The organism is Streptacidiphilus fuscans, assembly GCF_015690355.1.
Taxonomy (GTDB): Bacteria; Actinomycetota; Actinomycetes; order Streptomycetales; family Streptomycetaceae; genus Streptacidiphilus; species Streptacidiphilus fuscans.
Map to the genome: position 1 here is coordinate 38,736 of NZ_JADPRT010000019.1, position 21,815 is coordinate 60,550.

A 21,815-nucleotide genomic window follows, 5' to 3' on the forward strand; every position below is an offset into this window, starting at 1 on the left:
CAGTCGAGAGGTCGGTACATCGCTGGGTCCGTCAGTCGACAGGTCGGCACAGACAGCGGCCTCGGCTGGACGGACGGCTGCCCGAGGCGGCCCAGGAGCGACACCGTCCGGGCAGCCGGGATGTCGGCTGCCCGGACGTGCGTGTCGCCGCGCGGGGGCGGAGGGGTCAGGCGTGGGCCGCGGACTGGGCAGCGGCCACGGCCTCCTTGAGGTGCTCCTCGTCGGCCGGGCTGAGGGAGGTCTGGATCAGCTGGCCGCCGAAGGGGGCGAGCTCCGGCAGGACCTTCTCGGTCACGGCGTCGCTGACCAGGGTGAAGACCGCCGCCGCGCCCGGCGTCAGGTGCTGGCCGACCTGGCGCATGAAGTTGTCGTCGACGCCGAAGTCCTGGGCCGAGCCGACTGCCGCGCCCGTCGCGCCGCCGATGGCCGCGCCGAGGAACGGCATGAAGAAGAGGAGGCCGATCAGGCCGCCCCAGAGCGCGCCGCCCGCTGCGGCCGCACCCGTGGTGCTGACGGCCTGGTGGAGCTTGACCTTGCCGTCGGGGCGGCGCTCGACGACGACGGCGTCCTCCACCTTGATCAGCTTCTGCTTCTGCAGCTCGATCAGCTTGTTGCGGACCTGCTCGGCGGTGGCCACGTCGGGGTAGGCGACGGCGATGAGGTTGCTCACGGGGGTCCTTCCCAGCGTCCAGAGAATGGGTCTCTGGTGGGAATCTACCGAGCTACTCCTGATTTGTCCGATTTATTCTCCGCGTGTCGGGCCCGCAGCCCGAGCGTCGGCAGATCCGCGCGACCGACCGCCGGAGGAGCGGGCTGGGGCTCGCGCAGCGTGAAGCCGATCTCCGCGCCGCCGCCGACCCGGTTGCGGGCGAAGACCTCGCCGCCGTGCTCCTCGACCACCTCGCGGACGATGGAGAGCCCCAGGCCCGAGCCGGGCAGACTCCGGGCGGCCGTGGCCCGGTAGAAGCGGTCGAAGATCCGGTCCAGGTCCTCCGGGTCGACGCCAGGACCCCGGTCCAGGACGCTGATCCGGTCGGCGCGGACCACGACCAGGATCTCCTCGGGCCCGCTGGAGAACTTGGCCGCGTTCTCCACCAAGTTGGTCAGCGCGCGCTGCAACGCCTGCGGACGCACCGTCCGCACCACCGGGAGCGCGTCCACCACGATCTCGCGTCCGGTCCGACGACGCGTCAGATCGGCGACGCGTTCGGCCAGCTCGTCGAGCTCGGTCTGGGTGGGCAGCTCGGTGCTGCGGCGGTCGTTGGCCAGCTCCACCAGCTCGTTGACCAGGACCGTCAGCTCCCGCGTCTCGGTCTCCAGATCGTCAAGCAGCGCGGCCCTGGACGCCGGGGGGAGCCGGTCCATCCGGCGCAGCGCCGCGATGTTGGTGCGCAGCGAGGTCAGCGGGGTGCGCAGCTCGTGGCCGGCGTCCTGGACCAGGCGTCGCTGGTCGTCCTTGGAACGGGCCAGTCTGCCGAGCATGTCCTCGAAGGCGCGGGCGAGTCTGCCGATCTCGTCCCGGCCGCGCTGCGGCACGTCGAGAGAGAGCTCCCCGGTGATGGCGACCTGTTCGGCGGTCGCGGTCAGCCGCACCAGCCGTCGGGTGATCCGACCGGCCACCCACCACCCCGCGGCACCGGCCGCGACGACCACGGCTCCCGCCAGCGACGCGATGCGCAGCATCAGCGAGTCGAGCAGCGCGTCCGTGGCGCTGAGCCGCTCGGAGATCATCACCGCTCCGCGTCCGCCGCCCAGCGAGACCGTGACGACCCGATAGCGGTCGCCGCCGGTGAACTCGGTGATGTCGCGGCTGCGGCCGGGCTGGTGGGCTGCGGCGAGCTCCTTGTCCTGCTTGCTGACCGGGAGCGGGTCCGGCTTGCCCCACTGGAGCACGCCGCCGTCCTCGCCGAGGACCTGGATGCCGATGTCACCGGACTGGGTCACCTGGTCGGAGAGCTGGTCCTTGCTCTCCTGCTTGGCCAGGAAGTCCTGCGCGGTGAGCGTCATCGAGCCGACGTCGCTCTTGAGCGTGGTGAGCGACTGCGAGAACTCCTTCGCCCGGTCGTTGCGGATCAGCGCCGCGGCGGAGCTGTAGCCGAGCGCCCCGACCAGCACCGCGACGAGCGCCGCCAGCGCAGCGAACGCGACGGCGAAACGGACTCTCAGGCCGACGTCGGCCCGCACCCAGTTCATCCCTGGACCTTACGGCAGTTCATACCCGGCCTTACGGCTCGCGCAGCGTGTAGCCCACTCCGCGGACGGTGTGGATCAGCGGCGTGCGCTCCGGGGTGTCCAGCTTGCGGCGCAGGTAGCCGATGTAGACGGCCAGGTTCTTCGAGCCGGGGCCGAAGTCGTAACCCCAGATCCGGTCGTAGACCGTGCTGTGGTCCAGCACGATGCCCGCGTTGCGGGCCAGCAGCTCCAGCAGGTCGTACTCGGTGCGCGAGAGCTGGATCTCCTCGCCGCCGCGCCAGACCCGGCGGGCGGTCGAGTCGATCTTGAGGTCGTCCACCTCGATCAGGTCGTGCCCGGCCAGGATGCCCTCGGCCTCGGACCCGTTGTCGTCCGAGGTCACCGCGGGCGCGGCGGCACGCCGGAGCAGGGCACGGAGCCGGGCCAGCAGCTCCTCCGCCTCGAAGGGCTTGACCATGTAGTCGTCCGCGCCCGCGTCCAGACCGGCGACGCGGTCGGAGGTCTCCACCCGCGCCGTCAGCATCAGGATCGGCACGTGGTCACCCTCGGCGCGGAGCACGCGGCAGACGGCCAGACCGTCGATCCCGGGCATCATGACGTCCAGCACCACCACATCCGGGCGTTGCTTGTGCACGGAGGCCAGCGCCTCGATGCCGTCGGACACCGGAGTCACCTGGTAACCCTCCAGCGTCAGCAGGCGGTCCAGCGAATCACGGATGGCCCGGTCGTCCTCGGCCAGCAGAACAGTCGACGTCACGACACCGATTGTCCACGACAGGATGAGGAAGGGGTAAGAGACACCCGTTCACCGGAGGTTCACCCCTGCCCCGGCTGGGCCGCCCCATCAGCCCTCGGTCCGGCCACGGCGGCGGAGACTGCCGTCGCGTCCATGGAGGGCGGAGCCGGCGAGCTGGTCCTGACCCATCGTGTGACGGTGCGTCAGGCCATCCTGGGCCGTTCAGCCCGCGTAGACCGTGAGCACCGCCCCGTCGATCTCGACCCGGCGCGTCCCGCTGACGTCGCCACGGCGCAGGGCCTCCAGGCAGCGGCGGAACAGCACCATCTCCCCACTGTCCAGGACGGCGGCAGCCAGATCCAGCACCTCCACCAGATTCTGATCCGTCAGATCCGCGGGCAGCTCCCCCGACAGCAGCACCACGGACTCCCCCGTACGCCCCCGGACCACAGCGGTGGTGGGGCCTCCTTGCACGACCAGCACGTTTCCCCCTGGCCTTCGCGCCATTGAGCGCAGGAGTCTCCGGCAGCCCCGGAGCCCCTGTGGCGCAGACGGTAGCCCGGTTCATGCCGGTTTGCCCGGGGCAATCGCCGAATTCCCTCTTTCCGGTCGGACTCGGACAGCGACGCAACCGTTTCCGTCAGCCGCGCGTCAAGGTACGACCGTGTCGCCTGCACCGCCCGCATCGTCTTCGGTGTCGTCGGTGCGCCGGCCGCGCTCCAGCAGGGATTCGACCAGCGCCGCCACATGCCGCCGGTCCTGCGCCGAGAGCTGCTGCACGCTGGCGATCAGCACATCGACCTCGGGGTCGGGCGCCGCCTCGTAGACGTGGATGCCGCACGCCTCGGCGGCGGCCCTGCGGACGGTGTCAAGCGGCAGCTCCAGCCCGCGCGCCAGACCCTCCAGGGTGTTCGGCTGCGGCATCCGCACCAGCCGGTCGGCGGTGGCGAGATGATGCACGGTCGACCTCGGAATGGCACCGCGACGTGCCACGTCGCCGTACGACCAACCCTGCCGGTCCAGCCGTTCCCGCATGAGCGCCTGCAGCGCGTTGGACACCCTGATTCCCTTCTCCAGCCTGCGGTGGCGCGCCCCCGATTCTAGGGCGATCACCCCTTCCATGACCGGCGCATACCGCCCGACCTGCAAACTTCTCTCTGTTGCGAGCCTGTTACAGAGAGTTGCCAAAAGCCGCTTGCGCAGTGCCCGACGCGGCCACTACTGTCCAATCTCGTTGGACAGCTCGTCCGACAGGATTGGACAGGTGGCCGCACGGCGTCGGCCTTCGTCCGGTCCGGCCCATCACTGATTCGTCCCAAGGGGGACTCATGAGCATGGACATTACCGAGCTCGAGGCGGAGTCGGCCGAGCTGCTGCCGGGCCGCGAGGCCCTCGGTCGCCTGAAGTTCAACTTCACCAAGACCGTCAACGTCACCAAGCACGTCGCCACCGTCAACGCGCACAACCACTCGACCGCGCTGAACATCGGCTCCAACTGTTCGACGGCGGCCTCCGACGCCAGCCAGGCGATCACGATCCACCAGTAGCACCACCGCAAGAAGAGCACCACGGCAAGAACTGCACCACCGCACGCAGACACCACACACGACAGGAGTCACACCATGAGCATGAACATCACCGAGCTCGAGGCGGAGTCGGCCGAGCTGCTGCCGGGGCGCGAGGCCCTCGGTCGCCTGAAGTTCAACTTCACCAAGACCGTCAACGTCACCAAGCACGTCGCCACCGTCAACGCGCACAACCACTCGACCGCGGTGAACATCGGCTCCAACGGCGCCGACGCGGAGTCCGAGGCCGCCCAGACCATCGTGATCTCCCAGTAGCTCCGAGCGGTCCCAGCGCTCCGCAGTTCCACCTCCGCGGTGCCACGCGGAACAGGCTCCATGTCGTGGGCCGGCCCAGGTTGCCCGACAACCCCTCCGGGGCTGGGTCGGCCCACGCCTACGGGGGAAGGACACATCCGCATGACCGTCACTACTGAGGCCGAGGCGCTGGTCCCCGGCCCTGGTGGCTTCGCGACGCCGGTGCCCGTGCCGTTGGCCCGGTCCCCGTTGACGGAGACGCTGGTCGACTCCCTCGCCGGCTCGTCGACCGAGGCGCTGGACTGGCCTTTGCCCGTGCCGCGGTTGAGTGCGGGTCTGCGACTGCACGGCGAATACCAGGGGTCGGGGTTCACCGAGCCCCGGTACATCGCGCGCCGCGGCGACGGCCAGGTCGTGCAGCTGTCACGGCTGCTGCACCTGGTGGCGCGCGCGATCGACGGGGTGCGGGACACCGAGGGGATCTCGCACCGGGTGAGCGGACTGTTCGGCCGGGAGGTCAGCGCGGAGAACGTGCTGTTCCTGATCGACAACAAGCTCATCCCGCTGGGCGTGGCCGTCCCTTGGGACCAGGAGCACGACGAGGTCGACGACGCACCGCGTTCCGATCTGTTGCTGGCCCTGAAGGGGCACAAGGTCCTGTTCACCCCGCGCCGGGTCAACCGGATCGGGCGGGCGCTGGCCTGGCTGCACCGCCCGCCGGTGGTCGCCCTCGTGCTCCTGGCCGCGCTGGCCCAGGACGTCTGGCTGTTCGCGCTGCACGGGGCGATGACCCCGCTGCTGCAGGTCCTGGACCAACCCGTGCTGCTGCTGGCCGTCTTCGCACTGACGGTCGCCTCCCTCATGTTCCACGAGTTCGGCCACGCCTCCGCCTGCCGCTACGGAGGGGCCAGACCGGGCTGCATCGGCTGCGGGCTCTTCCTGATCTGGCCTTCCCTCTACACCGACGTCACCGACGTCTACCGCATCGGCCGGGCCGGACGGATCCGCACCGACCTGGGCGGCGTCTACTTCAACGTCGTCTTCATGCTGGCCCTCACCGCCGGCTACGTGGTGACCGGACAGCCTTTCCTGTTGTGCGCGGTCTACCTGGGCCACTTCGAGATCCTCGAACAACTCATGCCCGCGGTCCGCCTGGACGGCTACTACATCCTGGGCGACCTGGCCGGCATCCCCGACCTCTACGGGAAGATCCGCCCCATCCTGGCCGGCGCGATCCCCGGCAGGCCCGTCCCTCCCGAGGTCGCGGGCCTCAAGCGCTCCGCGCGGACCATCGTGACCTGCTGGGTCGCCACCATGGTCCCGCTGCTGGCCGTCGACCTGGGCTACGCCCTGTGGAACCTGCCGCGCATTCTGAGCACCAGCGTGCGCTCGCTCACCGAGCAACTCGCGGGCACCGGCGACGCGCTGGCGCACGGTCAGGTCGCGGCCGGAACCGTCGGCCTGCTCGGCTGTCTCATGCTGATCTGCCCGCTCGCCGGGACGACCTACCTCTCGGTCCGGCTGACGGGACGCCTCCTCCGGGCGGCGCGCCGGGCGACGGCGCAGAACCCCAGGCTCCGTATCGCCCTGTGCGCCCTGGCGACGCTCACCGTCGCCGGGCTGACCACGGCGTGGGTGATCGGCGTGACGCCGAAGCCCATCCCCGCCCAGCCGCCGATCATCCCCGTGCTCCAGCCCGGTGTTCCCACTGCGGTGCCCACGCCCACGCCCACAACTCCCGCGCCGCAGCCGCCCGGCAGTACGGGTTCTGGTACCGGCACGGGCGGGCGCAGCCGTCACGGCTCCGACTCGAGCCCGACCGCGCTGCCCTCGGTCTCGGCATCGGCATCGGCATCGGCCTCCCCTTCCGCAAGCGCGACGGTCACGGCTTCCCCTTCGGCCGCACCGACACCCAGGCCGACGGTCAGCCCGTCCGCCTCGGCATCCCCGACCCGGCCCGTCGTCGGCCCGACGACCAAGCCGACGGGAGTGGCGAGCGCCTCCCCCTCAGCGTCCGTATCGGCGACTCCCCCGCCCGTGACGACGACACCGAGCGCCCCTGCCACCGCCGGCGCGCTCAAGCCCACCCCCTAGCAGGTAGCAGCGAGGAGTCCACCATGGCTATGGAACTCAACCACCACCGCAAAGTCCGGATCCGCGTCGGCTCGGTGCGACGCGCCGTGCGCTTCGGTCTGCTGGTCACCGCCGGCCTCGGCACTCTGGGCGCCACCACGGGCGTCGCCCAGGCGGTCGGCCCCAACGGCGGTGCGCTGGACGGCACCGCGGTGCGCGGCGTCGCCGTGGCCGACGACGGCGCGTTCACGCTGGCCACGCGTGCCCACGAGTCCCGCTTCCAGGACTCCTTCACCGTCCACCAGTTCGGTGCGGTGTACTCGGCCACCGCCGACAACCAGGCCACCGCATACACCTCCTGGTGCTCGGCGGACGACCCGTGCCGGTCCGTCTCACTGTCCTTCCAGATCGTCACCATGGCCGGGACCGACATCCACCTGGACGCGCACAACCGCAGCACCGCAGCCAACGTCCACTGCCCGGGCTGCGAATCCCTCGCCGGGGCTTACCAGTTCATCGTCTCCACCCCGCGCCCGTTCACCCTCGGCGTCTCGGCGCAGCGCCAGTTCGCGGAGATCCACCGCAAGCTGGACGCCCTCGGCCGGTCCTCCGCGCCGGTGGCCGAGGTCCGGCAGCAGGCCGACGCGCTCGCGGCCCAGGTGACCGCCCTCCTCCGAGCGGCCGCGGCGACTGCGCCCAAGGGACCGGGCGTGAACGCCCTGGCGGAGCTGGAGCCCCAGGTGACGGTCCATCGCGTCTGGGCTTGACGAGGGCTACCCCCGCGGGCGCGCGGCCCGTGCCGCGCGCCCGCGCTGTCGGCGCGACAATCTCCTCCGGTTGCCCCGTGAGGGTGGTAGACAGGCGGTGTGACTTCCATGCGCCACCTCGTCCGCCCGGACGGCATGCCTCCAGCGAACGGCTACAGCCATGCCGTGGTGGCCCAAGGGCCGCTGATCGCGATCTCCGGCCAGGTTCCCCTCGACGCCGAGGGCAGGCTCGTCGGGGCCGAAGGCGACGCGGTCGCCCAGCTCCGCCAGGTCTTCCGCAACATCGGCACCGCCCTGAACGCCTCCGGGGCGGACTGGCGGCACGTCATCAAGTTGACCGTCTACCTGGTGGATCTCGACGACCTCCAGGCCTTCCGCACGGTCAGGGACGAGTTCGTCGACACCGTGCAGCCTCCGGCCAGTTCGCTGGTCCAGGTCAGCGCGCTGGTGCACCCCGGGTTCCGGGTCGAGGTCGACGCCTTGGCAGTTCTCACCGCGCCGTAAGAGCCGCGACGAACCGAGAGGCGACGCTCATGTCCCTGTCCCTGGACCTCCCCGGTCCCCTGGTCGGCGTCGAGTGGCTGGCGGAGCGGCTCGGCAGCGCCGACCTGCTGGTGCTCGACGCGAGCGTGGGCGGGCACCGGCGCGAGGTGCCCGCGATTCCGGGTGCGCGCCTCTTCGATCTGGACGGGCCGATGTCCGACCGGAGCAGCCCGCTGCCGCACACCATGCCCGGCGCCGAGGAGTTGGCGCGCGAGCTGCGCGCGCTCGGGCTGAACGCGTCGAGCACGGTCGTGGTCTACGACAACGCGGGCATCTACTCGTCCGCCCGCGCCTGGTGGATGCTGCGCGCGGTCGGCTTCGACCGCGTCGCCGTGCTCGACGGCGGCCTGCCCGCCTGGTCCGCGGCAGGGCTGCCCGAACAGACGGAGCTGCAGCACCCCGCCGCGCCCGGCACGTTCACGGCGCGCCCGCAGCCCGGGATGTTCGTCGACAGTCGGGCGGTGCTGGCCGCCCTGTCCGACCCCTCGGCGTCAGTGCTGGACGCGCGGGCGCACGAGCGCTACACCGGCGAGGCGCCGGAACCCCGGGAGGGTCTGCGCGGCGGCCATATGCCGGGCGCGCGGAACCTGCCGTTCACCGCGCTCCAGGACGCCACCGGCCGCCTCCTCCCGCCGGAGGAGCTCCGGTCCCGGTTCGGCCCGACGCCGTCCCAGCTGCTGTTCAGCTGCGGCTCGGGCGTCACCGCCTGCGTGCTCGCGCTCGGGGCCACGGTCGCCGGGCTGGACGGCGCGTCCCAACTCGCGGTCTACGACGGGTCGTGGAGCGAGTGGGGTCTGCCGTCCGACCTGCCCGTCGTGACGGGCCCATGACCGCCGGGGCAGGCGAGGCCGGCGAGCGGCGGAAGCCCGTCCTCTTCCTGGACATCGACGGCCCGCTCAACCCCTATGCGGCCATGCCGGACCACCTCCCGACGGGCTACCAGGAACACCACCTGATGCCGCCCCGCTGGGAGGAGATGGAACGCGCCCGACTCGAAGCCTGGGGCCGCCCCTGGGCAGAGCCACGACCGCTCCCGGTCTGGCTCAACCCCGCGCACGGCGCACAGCTGGCGGCCCTCCCCTACGAGCTGGCCTGGGCCTCCACCTGGGAGGAGGACGCCAACGGCTTCGTCGGGCCGCTGATCGGTCTGCCTCCGCTCCCCTGGATCACCTGGGAGGGCACGCTGATCGGCGAGCCGGGCCCGCTCTACTGGAAGACCCCCGAGGTCGTCGCGGCGGCGGCCGGTCGTCCCTTTGCCTGGGTCGACGACGAGGTGACCGCGGCCGACGAGACGTGGGTGGCCACCCACCATCCGGCCCCGGCCCTGCTGTTGCGCATCGACCCGAACGTGGGCCTGCGTGAGCCGGACTTCGAGCGCCTCCGCGCCTGGGCCGCCGGGCTACGGTGAGGCAGGTCCCGTCCACCGACCGCCCGTCCACCGAGTGCCTGGAGCCCGCGATGTTCGACGCCACCGATGCCGCCCTGGTCGCGGTGCTGCAACGGGACGGGCGTACCTCCTTCCAGGACCTGGCGACGGCGGTCGGCATCTCCCGCGAGGCGGCCCGCGCCCGGGTGCAGCGGCTGCTGGAACGGCGCGAGGTCCGGGTCGTGGGCATCGTCGCGCCGGAGGTGCTCGGCCTGCGCACGCTGGCCCACGTCTCCGTGGAGGTCGTAGGCGACAGCGCCGAGGCGGCCCGGACGCTGGCCGGACGCGGTGCGGTGATGTTCCTGTCCCGCACGGCGGGCCGCCGCCATCTGGTCGCCGACGTGCGCGTCCGCGACACCGCGGCGCTGGAAACGGAGCTGGCGCTGCTCCGCGCGGCTCCCGGCGTGCGCGGGATCGAGGTCTTCCGCTGCACGGAGCTGGTCAGGGACGCCTACTCGCCCGCCGTGCCGAGGCCGTCGCTGCACGGCCCACTGGAGCTGGACGACCGGGACCGGATGCTGCTCGCCCTGCTCCAGCGCGACGGTCGCAGCAGCTACGCCGACCTGGCGGCGCGGATCGGGCTCTCCCAGGCGGCCACCCGCGCCCGGGTGCTGCGGATGCTGGACGCCGGCGCGGTGCACGTGACCGGCCTGGTCGCGTCGGCGGCGATCGGCGTCCGCGAGGCCGCCGGGATCGGGCTCGGCGTCGGCGGACCGGTCGGCCCCGTCGCAGAGGCGGCCTCGGCCCTGGAGGGGGTCAACTTTGTGATGTCCGGAAACGGGCGGTTCGATCTGGTCTGCGGGGTCGACGCCCCGGACCGCGCCCGGCTGCTCGCCACGCTGGACCGGCTGCAGGGGCTGGCGGGCGTCAACCGGTCCGAATCGTGGGTCCACCTGGACATCGTCAAGGAGGACTACACACACGTTTCGCCGCTCCGACCGGCGGATTGATATCCGTACTCGCCGGTGACAAATGAATCGCCCAAATCAAGCGCAATGCACTGCGATTAGTTATCCCAGTGATATTGACGCCATCTTTTCACCTGCCTTTCAATGGCCGGACCCCCACACCGCGTCCGCCCGCTGAAAGTCGGTGCCCGATGCCCGCGCCCTCGCCCACTCCCGGCTCCTCCTCCGCCGATCCCGTCCGGCCCGCCGAACTCCCTCGCTCGCTCGGCGTCTTCGGCGCCGTCATGCTCACGCTCTCCTGTGTCACCCCGGCCTCCTCGCTCTTCATCGTCGTGCCGCCGCTGCTGACCTCGCTGGGCAGCGGCACCGTCGAGGCGCTGCTGATCGCGGCCGTGCTCTCGCTCGGAGTCGGCCTCTGCTACGCCGAGTTGGGCACGCTGGTGCCGAGCGCGGGCGGCGAGTACTCGATCGTCGGGCAGCTGCTGGGCCGGATGACGGGCTGGCTGGTCTTCGTCATCTCGATCGTCTCGCTGATCGTCATCCCGCCGATCATCGCGCTCGGCACGTCCGACTACATCGGCGCCGTCGTCCACGTCGACCCGCGCTACGCGGGTGGCGCGGTGATGCTGATCTCGGTGCTGGTCGGCGTGCTGGACATCAAGTCGAACGCCCTGATCACCGGCATCTTCCTGGGCATCGAGATGCTCGCCGCGGCCGTGGTCAGCGTGCTGGGCTTCGCCCACGCGCGGCAGCCGGTCTCGTCGCTGCTGCACGCCGTCGTGCCCGACGGGCACGGCCACACCTCCCCGCTGACCGTCGGGCTGCTCGTCTCCGGGCTCGCCGTCGCCCTGTTCACCTACAACGGCTTCGGCACCGCCATCTACCTCTCCGAGGACCTGGTCGAGCCGCGCCGCACCGTGGCCCGGACCGTGCTGTGGTCGCTGCTCGCGGGCGTGGTCGTCATCACCGTTCCGGTGGCCGCGATCTGCCTCGGTGTCAGTTCGCCGGACCAGCTCGCCTCGGGGGACCTGGTCGCGATCGTGACCTCCTGGGCGGGCAGCGGCGTCGGGACCTTCGTCAGCCTCTGCATCGCCGCGGCCATCCTCAACGCGGTCATCGTGATGGTGCTGCAGAACGGCCGCGTGCTCTTCGCCTCCGCGCGCGACCGCACCTGGCCCGACCCGCTCAACCGCGCGCTCGGCCGGATCCACCCGCGTTGGGGCTCGCCGTGGGTCGCCACCCTCGGGATCGGCCTGCCGGGCGTGGTGCTCGCGCTGGCCGTCGACATCAACTCGCTGCTCGGCTTCACCGGCGTGGTCGTCGCCGTCATCTACCTGCTGCTCGGCGTCGCCGCCCTCGCCGCCCGGACGAAGCGTCACCGGGCCACCCAGGCCTGGCGGATGCCGCTGTGGCCGATCCCGCCGCTGATCACCACGGTCGCGCTGGCCTACGTGCTGACGCAGCAGACCGCGCACGACCTGACGATCACCGGCATCGTCCTCGCGGTCGGCGCGCTCTACTGGCTGCTCTACCTGCGTCCGCGCCACGCAACCCACTGGCAGCTCAGCCTGCCCGCCGACCAGCGCACCGACGCCGCGCCGCAGTCCGGCCCGGACGCCGAATCCGCCGTGTCCCCCGCCGCCATCTCGGCCGACGCCTCGGCCCTCAGCTCGGAGAACCCGTGAACGACAGCGCAGCCCCCGCCGACCTGATCATCCACAACGCCCACGTCCACACCGTCGACCCCGCGCTCCCCCGCGCCGAGGCCCTGGCCGTCCGCGACGGCGTCATCACCTGGGTCGGCGACGAGGCCGACTGGTCCCACCTGCGCGGACCGGCGACCGAGGTCGTCGACGCCGGAGGCCGCCTGCTGCTGCCGGGCTTCGTCGACGCGCACAACCACGTCCGCCTCGGCTCGGACTCCGCCTGCGTCCAACTGGCAGGCGCCCGCACGCTGGAGGAGATCGGCGCACGGATCACCGCCTGGCTGGACGCGCACCCGGACGCTCACTGGGTGGAGGCCGAGGCCTTCGACTACTCGGCGATCCCCGACGGCCGCATGCCCACCGCGGCGGACCTCGACCGGTTCACCGGCGACCGTCCGGCGCTGGTGCTGAGCTACGACGTCCACACCGCCTGGCTCAACACGGCTGCGCTGCGCCTGCTCGGCATCGACGCCTCGGTCGAGCAGACGCCGTACGGCACCGTGCAGAAGGATCCGGCGACCGGCCGACCCACCGGGTTCCTCACCGACTTCGCCGTGCGCGGCCTGTCCCGCGACGGCCACCGCGCGCTCCAGGCGGCGGGCGTCCCGTGGGCGCATCCGGACCGGCAGTACCAACGGCTGTGCGGCAGCCTGGACATGGCCGCGCGCTTCGGCATCACCACGGTCGTCGAGCCGCAGAACTCCCTCGACGACCTGGAGTTGTTCCAGCGCGCCGCAGCCGAGGGCCGGCTGCGCTCCCGCCTCGTCGCCGCGCTCTTCCACCCGCGCGGGACCACCCAGCGCGACCTGGCGGAGTTCCTCAACGCCGCCCGTCACCACGCCGACGACCGGATGCGCGTCCGCGCGCTCAAGCTCTACATCGACGATGTCGTCGAGCCGCACACGGCCGCGCTGCTCGAGCCCTACGCCGGGCACGCCCACCACCGCGGCGAGACCTTCTACCCGCCGCAGGAGTTCGCCGACACCGTCGCCGAGTTGGACGCGCTCGGGTTCCAGCTCTTCGTGCACGCCACCGGCGACCGCGGCATCCGCACCGTGCTGGACGCCTTCGAGCACGCGCGCGACGTCAACGGCACGCGTGACTCCCGCCACCAGGTCGTCCACGTCGAGTGCCTGGACCCGGCGGACCTGCCGCGCTTCGCCGAACTCGGCGTCGTCGCCTGCATGCAGCCGCGTCACTGCGCGCCCGACATCGCGGGTCCGGGCCAGGACTGGGCGGAGGCGGTGGGCAAGGAACGCTGGTCCAAGGCCTGGCCGATGCGCAGCCTGCACCGCGCGGGCACCCGGCTCGCCTTCTCCAGCGACTGGAACGTCGCCGAGATGGACCCGATGGTCGGCATCTACACGGCGGTCACCCGCCAGGGCCTCAACGGCGGCCCGGCCTGGATGCCGGAGGAGACCGTCGACCTGACGACGGCCCTGCACGGCTACACCATGGGCAGCGCCTGGGCGAACCACCTGGACGACCGGCTCGGCTCCCTCACCCCGGGCAAGCACGCCGACCTGGTCCTGCTCTCCCGGGACCTCTTCGCGATCAGCGACCCGCGCGAGATCCTCGACACCCACGTCGAACTCTCCACGGTGGGGGGCGAGATCGTGCACCGCGCGCCGTCGTTCGGCTGAGCGCCGGGCCGGGCCGCCTGGACCAGCGTCAGCCCTCCTCGTCCCGGAACTTCGGGTAGCGGAGGATGACCAACTGCTCGTCGGGGTTGAGCACATACGGGACGCGCAGGCCCGACGGCTCGAAGCCGACGCGGCGGTAGAAGGCCTGGGCACGGACGTTGGCCTCGTGGACGCCCAACGTCAGGTGGCCGACGTCGATGTGGCGGCGGGCGAAGTCGACCGCCGCCGCCACCAGTTCGGCCGCCGGTCCGTGCGGGCCCCGGTGGGCGGGGGTCACGTAGACCCCGTGGATATGGGCGTGGTCCACCACGTCCGGAATCGGCGCCGCGCCCGCCATGCCCAACCAGGCGCCGCCCGGATCGACCGCGACGAAGAGCGCGGCGTTCCGGGCGGAAGCCCCCGATACGGTCTGGGCCTTCCAGGCCGTATCGGGGAGGTCCTCACTTGCGGCACGGGTGGTGCTGAACGCCGACGGGGCGTCGTCGAGCGCCTCCAGCCGCAGTGCGCGGAGCTCCCGCCACTCACCGGGGGTGACCCGGCGGACCTGGAACGGAGTGCGCTGGGCGTGCGCGCGGGAGTGCGCGTTGGATTGCGCCTGGGAGTGTGCCTCTGACTGCGTCTGCGGCTCGGCCATGGGGACGATGATCCCGCACCGCCCACCGACCGGGCCGCCCCGGTCCTCAACCGCGGACCAGAACCACCTTGCCGAGGTTGCTGCGGGACTCGATGACCTCGTCGGCCCCCAGGGACCGTACGAACGCGGCTTTCTCAGAGATCCCCAGCCGCACCGGTGATGCGCGTCACACCCACGCCAGTCACACGGCCAACAGCGCCCGCACCATATGCCAGAGGCCCGGTCGGATCAACCGACCGGGCCTCTGTTGGGTGGAGCTGAGGGGATTCGAACCCCTGACCCCCTCGATGCGAACGAGGTGCGCTACCGGACTGCGCCACAGCCCCAACGAGAAGAAACTCTAGCAGGTCCGGAGGGGTACTCGTGACCGGGTTACTCGTTGGCGGCGCGAGGGGCGTCGTCGGCGTACTGGTCGAAGAGCGGGGTCGCCGGGGGCTGGACCGGGCGGCGCGGCGGGACCGGGGGCTGGGCCTGGCTGCGGGGCGCGCGTGCCGAGGAGTAGGTGTCCGGCGCGGAGAGGTCCAGGCCCAGGGTGGCGCGCGGGGCGACCGGGGCCGTGACATAGGTGGGCAGCGGCACCGGGACCGGGTTCCAGGCGTCGTCGCCCGGACGTCCCGTCGACGGCGAGGCATGCTCGGGCCGGTCGTCGTCCGCCCAAGGCTCGGGCGTCGACGGCGTCGGCCCGGTCGGCCGTGCCGATCGCGCAGACCGCGCCGTCCGCGCCGCCTGCCCTGCCGCGCCCGCTGAGGCGGCGAGCGCACCCGTGCCGGACGTGGTCGCCTCGCCGGGAGTCGCGGCAGCCCGCGGGGACGGCGCGGGCGGCGCCGGGTGCGCCACCGTCTCCGCCTCCTGCACGCGGCGCGAGGCCGCCTGCTGGCGGACGCGCTGGGCCGCCTCGGCGGCGAGACGGTGGTCGAGCTTCACCTCGTAGCGGCGGCGCTCCTGTCGACGCATCTGCGCGATGTAGAGCGAGAAGAGCACCGCCGGGACGGCGGGGATCCAGAGCAGCGCGACACCGCCGACCGCAGCCACGACCATGCCGACCGTGAACGCCGCGAAGAGCACCATCACCATGCGCCGACGCCGCGCCAGCAGCGCCGCACGCCGACGCGACGCCGTACCGGCGACCGACGGAGCGGCGGCAACGGGCGCAGAAGGCGCAGCATGCACAGGCGGTGCGGAAGGCGCAGGAGGCGTGGCCGCGGGGCGTCGCGGCTCGGCCGGGAGGTCGGCGGGCGGGTTGAGCCCCTGGGTCTCCTCCAGTTGGCGGGAGATCTTCCGCTCCATCGCCGCGCGACCCGACAGCAGCCTGATGGCCGTGCTGAACCGTTCCGTCGGACGTGCCTCGTTGAGCTCGTCCTGACGGCGGAGCCACATGGGGACCAGATACGCGGCCCAGGCCCCAACAATGACCGCGTAAATGAGGCCGCTACTGCTCACGCTTCACACCGTACGGGCGTGAGGGACGGCCGGGCGGCTATTTCGACCGGTGTGTCGCTGAATCTTCTTCATATCGACCTATTTATGTGGATGGTGACTCTCAATCCGGTGCCAGCGGGCCAGCATTCCCTCGGGTACCTCGTCGACGGTGAGGGCGTAGACCAGGTGGTCCCGCCAGCCGCCGTCGATGTGCAGGTAGCGCGGGCGCAGGCCCTCCTCGCGGAAGCCCAGCTTCTCGACCACACGGCGGCTCGGGCTGTTCTCCGGCCGGATGCACACCTCGATGCGGTGCAGCCCCATAGCCCCGAAGCAATGGTCCACGGAAAGCGCGACCACCGTCGGGATGATGCCGCGACCGGCATATGCCTCGTCGATCCAGTAGCCGATGTTCGCCGAGCACATCGACCCCCAGGTGATTCCCCCGACGGTCAACTGCCCTACCAGGCGGCCCTGGTAGGTGACCACGAACGGCAGCATCCGTCCGGCGTGCGCCTCCCCGCGCAGGAAGCGCACCATCTGACGGTACGTCGGGCGCAGCGCGGGCGGTTGTCCGGCGCGGGCGGGCGGAACGGTGGCCTCCCAGCGGCGCAGCCAGTCGCGGTTGCGGCGGCTGACCTCCTGCCAGGAACGCTGGTCGCGCATGCGGATGGGACGCAGCCCGATCGGCCCGTCCTGCAGCTCCACCGGCCAGAAGGCGTTCAGTGCGGGCCTCCTCTGCCGTGCTCCTGTCCCTGGGGAACGGCGGTCGGCGCGCCGCCCGGCGCGTGGTCGCCGCCCGCGATCTGGTCGACGGCGTGGGACAGCAGCGGGCCCAGCACGGCCAGGCCGTCCTTGACGCCGCCCGGCGACCCCGGGAGGTTGACGATCAGCGTGCTCCCGGCCACCCCGGAGAGCCCGCGCGACAGAGCCGCCGTCGGCACCCCGTTCTCCCGCCCGTAAGCGCGGATCGCCTCGGCGATGCCGGGCACGGGACGGGTGATGACCTGCGCGGTCATCTCCGGCGTCAGATCCAGCGGCGTCAGGCCCGTGCCGCCCGTGGTCACCACGACGTCGTAGCTGTCGGCGACCGCCTTGCGCAGGGCGATCAGCACCGGGTCGCCGTCGGGGACGACCACCGGGCCGACCACGCGGCAGCCGAGCCCGGCCAGACCGGACGCGATCAGCGGCCCGCCGCGGTCCTCGTAGACACCCGCGTGCGCGCGGTTGGAGACGGTCAGCACAAAGGCCTTGATCGGGCGCTGCCCTGTCATGACGTCACCTCTTCGTCACCCGTGACACCGACGCCGGCGATCCGGCCGTCGACCAGCTCCTCGCGGCGCCAGTCGCCGCTCTTGCCGCCGGTCTTCTCCTCCACCTGGACCGCCTCGATCCGGGCGCCCTTGTCGACGGCCTTGACCATGTCGATCACGGTCAACCCGGCGACGGCGACGGCGGTCAGCGCCTCCATCTCGACGCCGGTGCGGTCGGCGGTGCGCACGGTGGCCGCGATCTCGACAGCGTCGTCGGCGACCTCCAGCTCCACCGTGACGCCGGAGACGGCGATCGGATGGCAGAGCGGGATCAGGTCGGGCGTGCGCTTGGCGCCCATGATCCCGGCGATCCTGGCCACCGAGAGGGCGTCGCCCTTGGGCACGCCCTCACCGCGCAGCAGCTCCACGACCCGGGGCGAGACGACCACGCGACCGGTGGCCCGCGCGGTGCGCGCCGTGGTGGCCTTCGCGGAGACGTCGACCATCCTGGCCGCACCCGAGGCGTCGACATGGGTCAGGCCGGACCCTGACGGGACGGGATTGCTGGTGGTCACTGTGTGCTCCTGCGATCGCGACGGGCGGGTGCGGCGCCAGAGTATCGCTGAGACCACAGAACGTCGCATCGTCGGATCAGTGGAGCACCGCAGCGGGAAAGCCGGGAGGGCCTGGGCGGTCAGTCCAGCAGGACGGTCTCCACCTCGGCGCCCGCCGCGACCGACGTCGCGTCCTCGGGGACCACGATCAGCGCGTTGGCGTGCGCGAGGGCGCCGAGCAGATGGGAACCCGCGCCGCCGACCGGCGTCACCGTGCCCGCGGCCGGGTCGTACGAGCCGCGGGCGAACTGGCGTCGGCCCGCCGGTGAGCCGAGGCCCTCGGTGAGCCGGGCGGTCACCACCGGCCGGTGGATGTCCGTCGCGCCCAGCATCGCGCGGATCGCCGGGCGGACGAAGAGCTCGAAGGAGAGGTAGGCGCTCACCGGGTTGCCGGGCAGAGCCAGGATCGGCACCGGCCCGTCGGACCCCTCAAGCACGCCGAAGCCCTGCGGCTTTCCCGGCTGCATCCGGAGCTTGCGGAAGGAGACCCGCTCCCCCAGCGCCTCCTTGACCACGTCGTACGCGCCGACGCTGACGCCGCCGCTGGTGACGATCAGGTCCGCGCGGATCAGCTGGTCGTCGATGACCTCGCGCAGCCGCTCGGCGTCGTCCGGGACGCCGCCCACCCGGTACGCGATCGCTCCGGCGTCCCGCGCGGCGGCGGTCAACGCGAAGCTGTTGGAGTCCGTGATCTGGCCGGGGCCGACCGGCGAGCCGGGCTGGACCAGCTCGCTGCCGGTGGAGAGGACCACGACGCGCGGACGCGGGCGCACCAGGACACGATCCCGGCCGATCGCCGCGAGCAGGCCGATCTGCGTCGGGCCGAGACGCGTTCCCGCCGGGAGCAACGACTGGCCCTCGGCGATGTCGTCACCACGTCGCCGGACGAAGGCGCCGGACTCGACCGGCTGGAAGATCCGCACCTCGCCGCCGGAGGTGACCGGCTCGCCGCCCTGCGGGGCCATGGTGGTGGCGGCCTCCGCCGAGCCGGTGCCCGCGTCCGTCCACTCGACGGGAACGACGGCCTCGGCGCCGGGCGGCATCGGCGCGCCCGTCATGATCCGCGCGCACTGGCCCGGACCGATCACCGGCAGCGCGGCGGCGCCCGCCGCGACGTCGCCGACGACGGTCAGCACGGAGGGGTAGTCCTTGGTCGCCCCGTCCAGGTCGGCGACGCGCACGGCGTAGCCGTCCATCGAGCTGTTGTCGAAGGGGGGCAGCGCGACGCCGGAGACCAGCTCGTCGACGGTCAGGCAGCCCTGGGCCTCCAGCAGCTGCAGCTCCAGCGGCGGCAGCGGCGCGACCTGGGCGACGGCGGTCAGGATGTCGGCGAGGTGCTCGTCGACCGTCCACAGCCGCCCGTCGCCGGACTTCTCCGCGCCCGGCGCCGCCTCGGCCGCGCACGGGTCCTCCGGGATCCCGGCGTCACCGGCCCGGCCGTGGCCATGGCCATGCGCGTGGTCGTGCGCATGCCCGTGGTCGTGGCCGTGGTGTTCGTGGTCGGTCATGGTGCGCTCCCCCGTGGCGGTGCGGTTCGGTGCTGCGGGCCCGGCGCGCAGCCGGGCCGTGTGACGCAGCCGACACTACCCGCCACCGCCGACAACCCGCGGACCGTCCGCCCGCCGGACACGCGAAGGCCCCGCAGGACACGCGAAGGCCCGGGCGCGGCAGGTGTCAGAGCGCGCCGGTGGCGCCGTCCAGCTCGCCGCTGCCGACGAACTCCTTGAGCCAGGCGCGGAACTCCGGACCGAGGTCCTCGCGCTCGCAGGCCAGCCGGACGATGGCGCGCAGGTAGTCGCCCTTGTCGCCGGTGTCGTAGCGGCGGCCACGGAAGATCACGCCGTGCACCGGACCGCCGCGGCCCGGCGTGCGCTGGGAGAGGACCCGGAGCGCGTCGGTGAGCTGGATCTCGCCGTTCTTGCCGGGCGGCGTGTCGCGCAGCACGTCGAAGACGGACGGGTCGAGCACGTAGCGGCCGATGACGGCGTAGTTGCTCGGGGCCTCGCCGGGGGCGGGCTTCTCGACCAGGTCGGTGATCCGGACGATGTCCTCGTCGCCGCCGAGCTCGCCGTGCCACTCCGCCGGGCGGATCGAGGCGCAGCCGTAGAGGTGGGCCAGCGCCGGGTCGACCTCGATCAGCGCCACGACGCTGCCGCCGAGCTCGCGCTGGACGTCGATCATCTTCGACAGCAGCGGGTCGCGCGGGTCGATCAGGTCGTCGCCGAGGAGCACCGCGAACGGCTGGTCGGCGACGTGCGGCTCCGCGCAGAGCACCGCGTGGCCCAGACCCTTGGGGTCGCCCTGGCGCACGTAGTGCATGGTGGCCAGCTCGCTGGACTCACGGACGCGGTCCAGCTTGGCCTGGTCGCCCTTGCGCGCGAGCTGCTCCTCCAGCTCGTAGGCCCGGTCGAAGTGATCCTCCAGCGGGCGCTTGTTACGGCCAGTGATCATCAGCACATCGGTCAGCCCGGCCGACGCCGCCTCCTCCACGACGTACTGGATCGCGGGCTTGTCGACCACCGGCAGCATCTCCTTCGGAGTCGCCTTGGTGGCCGGCAGGAAGCGGGTGCCGAGACCTGCCGCGGGGATGACCGCCTTGGTGATCTGGCGCGTACGAGCTTTCGTCATACGGACGACTTTAGCTGCCGGACTGTGTCCGCCAGATATCTCTCCCCTGTCAAAGACTTGTCAGCGGCCCTCAGCAACAGCGCCGCATGCGAACCGTCCCTGGGCAGCAGGCCGATGCCGACCCGGGCCGACAAGCCGTTGCCGGGGAGACTTCCACACTCGTTCTGGTGGACCGGGACGGAGGGCAGCGCCAGCGGGTGTCGGCGGACCGTCCAGGACAGCCGGTCGGCCACGGTCATGGCCCCCTTCTCGTCCGTCTCCGGCAGCAGCACCAGGAACTCCTCGCCGCCGTAGCGGCCGAAGACGTCCTCCTCGCGCACCTCCATGGCCAGCCGCTGGGCCAGGTCGCGCAGCACCGCCCCGGCCCGCTGGTAGCCGTGCTCGCGCCGGATGTCGGCGAAGCCCTCGATCTCCAGCAGCAGGACCGCGAGGACCCGCTCGTCGGGACGGCGTTTGCAGCGGGCGATCTCCCGGTCCAGCGCCAGTTGCAGGTAGCGGTAGTTCCAGACCCCGGTCAGCGGGTCGGTGCAGGAGGTGCGCTCCAGCTCGGCGCGGCCGGTGCGGAGCGCGGCGAGCTCCTCGCTCCGGACGGCGAGCAGCGCCCGGGCGCGGGCACGACCGCGCCGGAGCAGCCAGGCAGCGAGCAGCGCGGGAAGGCAGACAACAGCGAGGATGTCCGCGAGGACCGGCAGCATGGTCGTCCCTCCGCCCACATCAGGGCCCGCATCAGGGCCCGCAATCAGGACCGGCACGACGACGGACCGAACAGCACCGACGAGACGGAAGGCCGTCCCATCCGATGGATAACGACAAGAAGGCCCTGAGGTCACGCCTGCTCGCCGCACGCGCCGCGATGTCACCCGTCGAGCGGCACACCGCTGCGGACGCCCTGGCGAGGAGGGCACTGGAGTTCGTCAGCCAGGCCTTCACACGGACCTCGACGCAGCCCTCCACGCAGCCGTTCACGACGGAGACGGCGGCCATCACGGTCGCCTGCTACGTCTCGATGGGCTCCGAGCCCGGCACCCGTCCGCTGCTCGACGCGCTGCGCGGGCAGGGCGTGCGGGTGCTGCTGCCGGTGCTGCTGCCGGACAACGACCTGGACTGGGCGGTCTACCAGGGCGCGGAGGGCCTCGCCCCGGCCCGGCTCGGGCTGCTGGAGCCGACCGGTCCGCGACTCGGCGTGGACGCCGTCGCCGCCGCGGACCTGGTGCTGCTCCCCGGCCTGGCCGTCGACCCCGCGACGGGACTGCGGCTCGGCCGCGGCGGTGGCAGCTACGACCGGGTGCTGGCCCGGCTGGCGGCGGCCGACTCGGCGGCCCGGCTGGTCACCCTGCTCTTCGACACCGAGCTGCTGCCCGGCCTGCCGACGGAAGCACACGACCGCCCGGTGGACGCCGTGGTGACGCCCGACCGGACGGTCGTGTTCGATTCCTGACCTCGCGTCAGGAGTGC

The 21,815-nt window shown here is 72.2% G+C and carries 24 protein-coding genes and 1 tRNA gene; 11 read left to right on the top strand and 14 right to left on the bottom strand.

Translation table 11 applies throughout. The features are described 5' to 3' along the window. Positions 1-166: 166 nt before the first annotated feature. The 5 genes from I2501_RS39945 to I2501_RS33230 all read right to left on the bottom strand — a co-directional run bounded on the left by I2501_RS39945 (position 167) and on the right by I2501_RS33230 (position 4,051). On the bottom strand, positions 167-670 hold the full coding sequence (locus I2501_RS39945; RefSeq protein WP_196196783.1) for a DUF1269 domain-containing protein: 504 nt from the start codon (positions 668-670) through the stop codon (positions 167-169). A 44-nt stretch (positions 671-714) separates the two neighbouring features. Then, positions 715-2,193: a HAMP domain-containing sensor histidine kinase gene (locus I2501_RS33215; RefSeq protein WP_196196782.1), complete on the bottom strand. Its 1,479-nt coding sequence runs from the start codon at positions 2,191-2,193 to the stop codon at positions 715-717. A 31-nt stretch (positions 2,194-2,224) separates the two neighbouring features. After that, positions 2,225-2,950, bottom strand: coding sequence for a response regulator transcription factor (locus I2501_RS33220; protein WP_196196781.1), 726 nt, complete (start codon positions 2,948-2,950; stop codon positions 2,225-2,227). Between the two features lie 201 nt (positions 2,951-3,151). Then, positions 3,152-3,412 carry a hypothetical protein gene (locus tag I2501_RS33225; protein WP_328806654.1) on the bottom strand — a complete coding sequence of 87 codons (261 nt, stop codon included), beginning with the start codon at positions 3,410-3,412 and terminating at the stop codon, positions 3,152-3,154. A 168-nt stretch (positions 3,413-3,580) separates the two neighbouring features. Next, a complete protein-coding gene (locus I2501_RS33230) occupies positions 3,581-4,051 on the bottom strand; it encodes a helix-turn-helix domain-containing protein (protein ID WP_236047241.1) in 471 nt (156 codons plus the stop codon). A 206-nt stretch (positions 4,052-4,257) separates the two neighbouring features. On the opposite strand from I2501_RS33230, the gene I2501_RS33235 reads away from it, so the two are divergent. The 10 genes from I2501_RS33235 to I2501_RS33280 all read left to right on the top strand — a co-directional run bounded on the left by I2501_RS33235 (position 4,258) and on the right by I2501_RS33280 (position 13,815). Further along, the gene (locus I2501_RS33235; protein ID WP_196196779.1) at positions 4,258-4,476 is read left to right on the top strand and encodes a hypothetical protein; all 219 of its coding nucleotides are present in this window, start codon (positions 4,258-4,260) and stop codon (positions 4,474-4,476) included. A gap of 75 nt (positions 4,477-4,551) precedes the next feature. Continuing rightward, positions 4,552-4,770 (top strand): hypothetical protein, encoded by a 219-nt coding sequence (locus I2501_RS33240; protein ID WP_196196778.1) that lies wholly within the window; start codon positions 4,552-4,554, stop codon positions 4,768-4,770. A 141-nt stretch (positions 4,771-4,911) separates the two neighbouring features. Continuing rightward, positions 4,912-6,843, top strand: coding sequence for a hypothetical protein (locus I2501_RS33245; protein ID WP_236047239.1), 1,932 nt, complete (start codon positions 4,912-4,914; stop codon positions 6,841-6,843). Positions 6,844-6,866: 23 nt separating this feature from the next. Further along, positions 6,867-7,589, top strand: coding sequence for a hypothetical protein (locus I2501_RS33250; RefSeq protein ID WP_196196777.1), 723 nt, complete (start codon positions 6,867-6,869; stop codon positions 7,587-7,589). Positions 7,590-7,697: 108 nt separating this feature from the next. Further along, a complete protein-coding gene (locus I2501_RS33255; protein WP_196196838.1) occupies positions 7,698-8,093 on the top strand; it encodes a RidA family protein in 396 nt (131 codons plus the stop codon). A 29-nt stretch (positions 8,094-8,122) separates the two neighbouring features. Further along, positions 8,123-8,962, top strand: a complete 840-nt coding sequence (locus tag I2501_RS33260; RefSeq protein WP_196196776.1) for a sulfurtransferase — start codon at positions 8,123-8,125, stop codon at positions 8,960-8,962. After that, positions 8,959-9,540, top strand: coding sequence for a hypothetical protein (locus I2501_RS33265; RefSeq protein ID WP_196196775.1), 582 nt, complete (start codon positions 8,959-8,961; stop codon positions 9,538-9,540). The genes I2501_RS33260 and I2501_RS33265 overlap by 4 nt, the downstream gene beginning before the upstream one ends. Before the next feature lie 50 nt (positions 9,541-9,590). Next, positions 9,591-10,508 (top strand): Lrp/AsnC family transcriptional regulator, encoded by a 918-nt coding sequence (locus I2501_RS33270; RefSeq protein WP_196196774.1) that lies wholly within the window; start codon positions 9,591-9,593, stop codon positions 10,506-10,508. A gap of 149 nt (positions 10,509-10,657) precedes the next feature. Beyond that, positions 10,658-12,151 carry an APC family permease gene (locus I2501_RS33275; protein ID WP_196196773.1) on the top strand — a complete coding sequence of 498 codons (1,494 nt, stop codon included), beginning with the start codon at positions 10,658-10,660 and terminating at the stop codon, positions 12,149-12,151. Next, positions 12,148-13,815, top strand: a complete 1,668-nt coding sequence (locus I2501_RS33280) for an amidohydrolase (protein WP_196196772.1) — start codon at positions 12,148-12,150, stop codon at positions 13,813-13,815. The genes I2501_RS33275 and I2501_RS33280 overlap by 4 nt, the downstream gene beginning before the upstream one ends. A 28-nt stretch (positions 13,816-13,843) precedes the next feature. On the opposite strand, the gene I2501_RS33285 is transcribed toward I2501_RS33280, so the two are convergent. From I2501_RS33285 to I2501_RS33325, 9 genes are all read right to left on the bottom strand, one after another. Then, complete coding sequence (locus I2501_RS33285; protein ID WP_196196771.1) at positions 13,844-14,449, bottom strand: GNAT family N-acetyltransferase; 606 nt, start codon at positions 14,447-14,449, stop codon at positions 13,844-13,846. Between the two features lie 252 nt (positions 14,450-14,701). Beyond that, a tRNA-Ala gene (locus I2501_RS33290) sits at positions 14,702-14,775 on the bottom strand. 46 nt (positions 14,776-14,821) lie between these two features. Then, on the bottom strand, positions 14,822-15,889 hold the full coding sequence (sepX, locus tag I2501_RS33295) for a divisome protein SepX/GlpR (RefSeq protein WP_196196770.1): 1,068 nt from the start codon (positions 15,887-15,889) through the stop codon (positions 14,822-14,824). 78 nt (positions 15,890-15,967) lie between these two features. Next, a complete protein-coding gene (locus I2501_RS33300) occupies positions 15,968-16,591 on the bottom strand; it encodes a GNAT family N-acetyltransferase (RefSeq protein ID WP_196196837.1) in 624 nt (207 codons plus the stop codon). Next, positions 16,588-17,139 carry a MogA/MoaB family molybdenum cofactor biosynthesis protein gene (locus I2501_RS33305; RefSeq protein ID WP_196196769.1) on the bottom strand — a complete coding sequence of 184 codons (552 nt, stop codon included), beginning with the start codon at positions 17,137-17,139 and terminating at the stop codon, positions 16,588-16,590. The genes I2501_RS33300 and I2501_RS33305 overlap by 4 nt, the downstream gene beginning before the upstream one ends. Beyond that, positions 17,136-17,762, bottom strand: coding sequence for a cyclic pyranopterin monophosphate synthase MoaC (gene moaC, locus I2501_RS33310; protein ID WP_196196768.1), 627 nt, complete (start codon positions 17,760-17,762; stop codon positions 17,136-17,138). Before moaC ends, I2501_RS33305 begins: the two co-directional genes overlap by 4 nt. Before the next feature lie 50 nt (positions 17,763-17,812). Continuing rightward, positions 17,813-19,240, bottom strand: coding sequence for a molybdotransferase-like divisome protein Glp (gene glp, locus I2501_RS33315; protein ID WP_196196767.1), 1,428 nt, complete (start codon positions 19,238-19,240; stop codon positions 17,813-17,815). A gap of 166 nt (positions 19,241-19,406) precedes the next feature. Next, complete coding sequence (locus tag I2501_RS33320; RefSeq protein WP_196196766.1) at positions 19,407-20,360, bottom strand: UTP--glucose-1-phosphate uridylyltransferase; 954 nt, start codon at positions 20,358-20,360, stop codon at positions 19,407-19,409. Next, positions 20,357-21,055, bottom strand: coding sequence for a GGDEF domain-containing protein (locus tag I2501_RS33325; RefSeq protein ID WP_196196765.1), 699 nt, complete (start codon positions 21,053-21,055; stop codon positions 20,357-20,359). The genes I2501_RS33320 and I2501_RS33325 overlap by 4 nt, the downstream gene beginning before the upstream one ends. A 104-nt stretch (positions 21,056-21,159) precedes the next feature. Between I2501_RS33325 and I2501_RS33330 the strand changes: the two genes are divergently transcribed. Then, a complete protein-coding gene (locus tag I2501_RS33330; RefSeq protein ID WP_196196764.1) occupies positions 21,160-21,798 on the top strand; it encodes a 5-formyltetrahydrofolate cyclo-ligase in 639 nt (212 codons plus the stop codon). Positions 21,799-21,815: the final 17 nt, after the last annotated feature.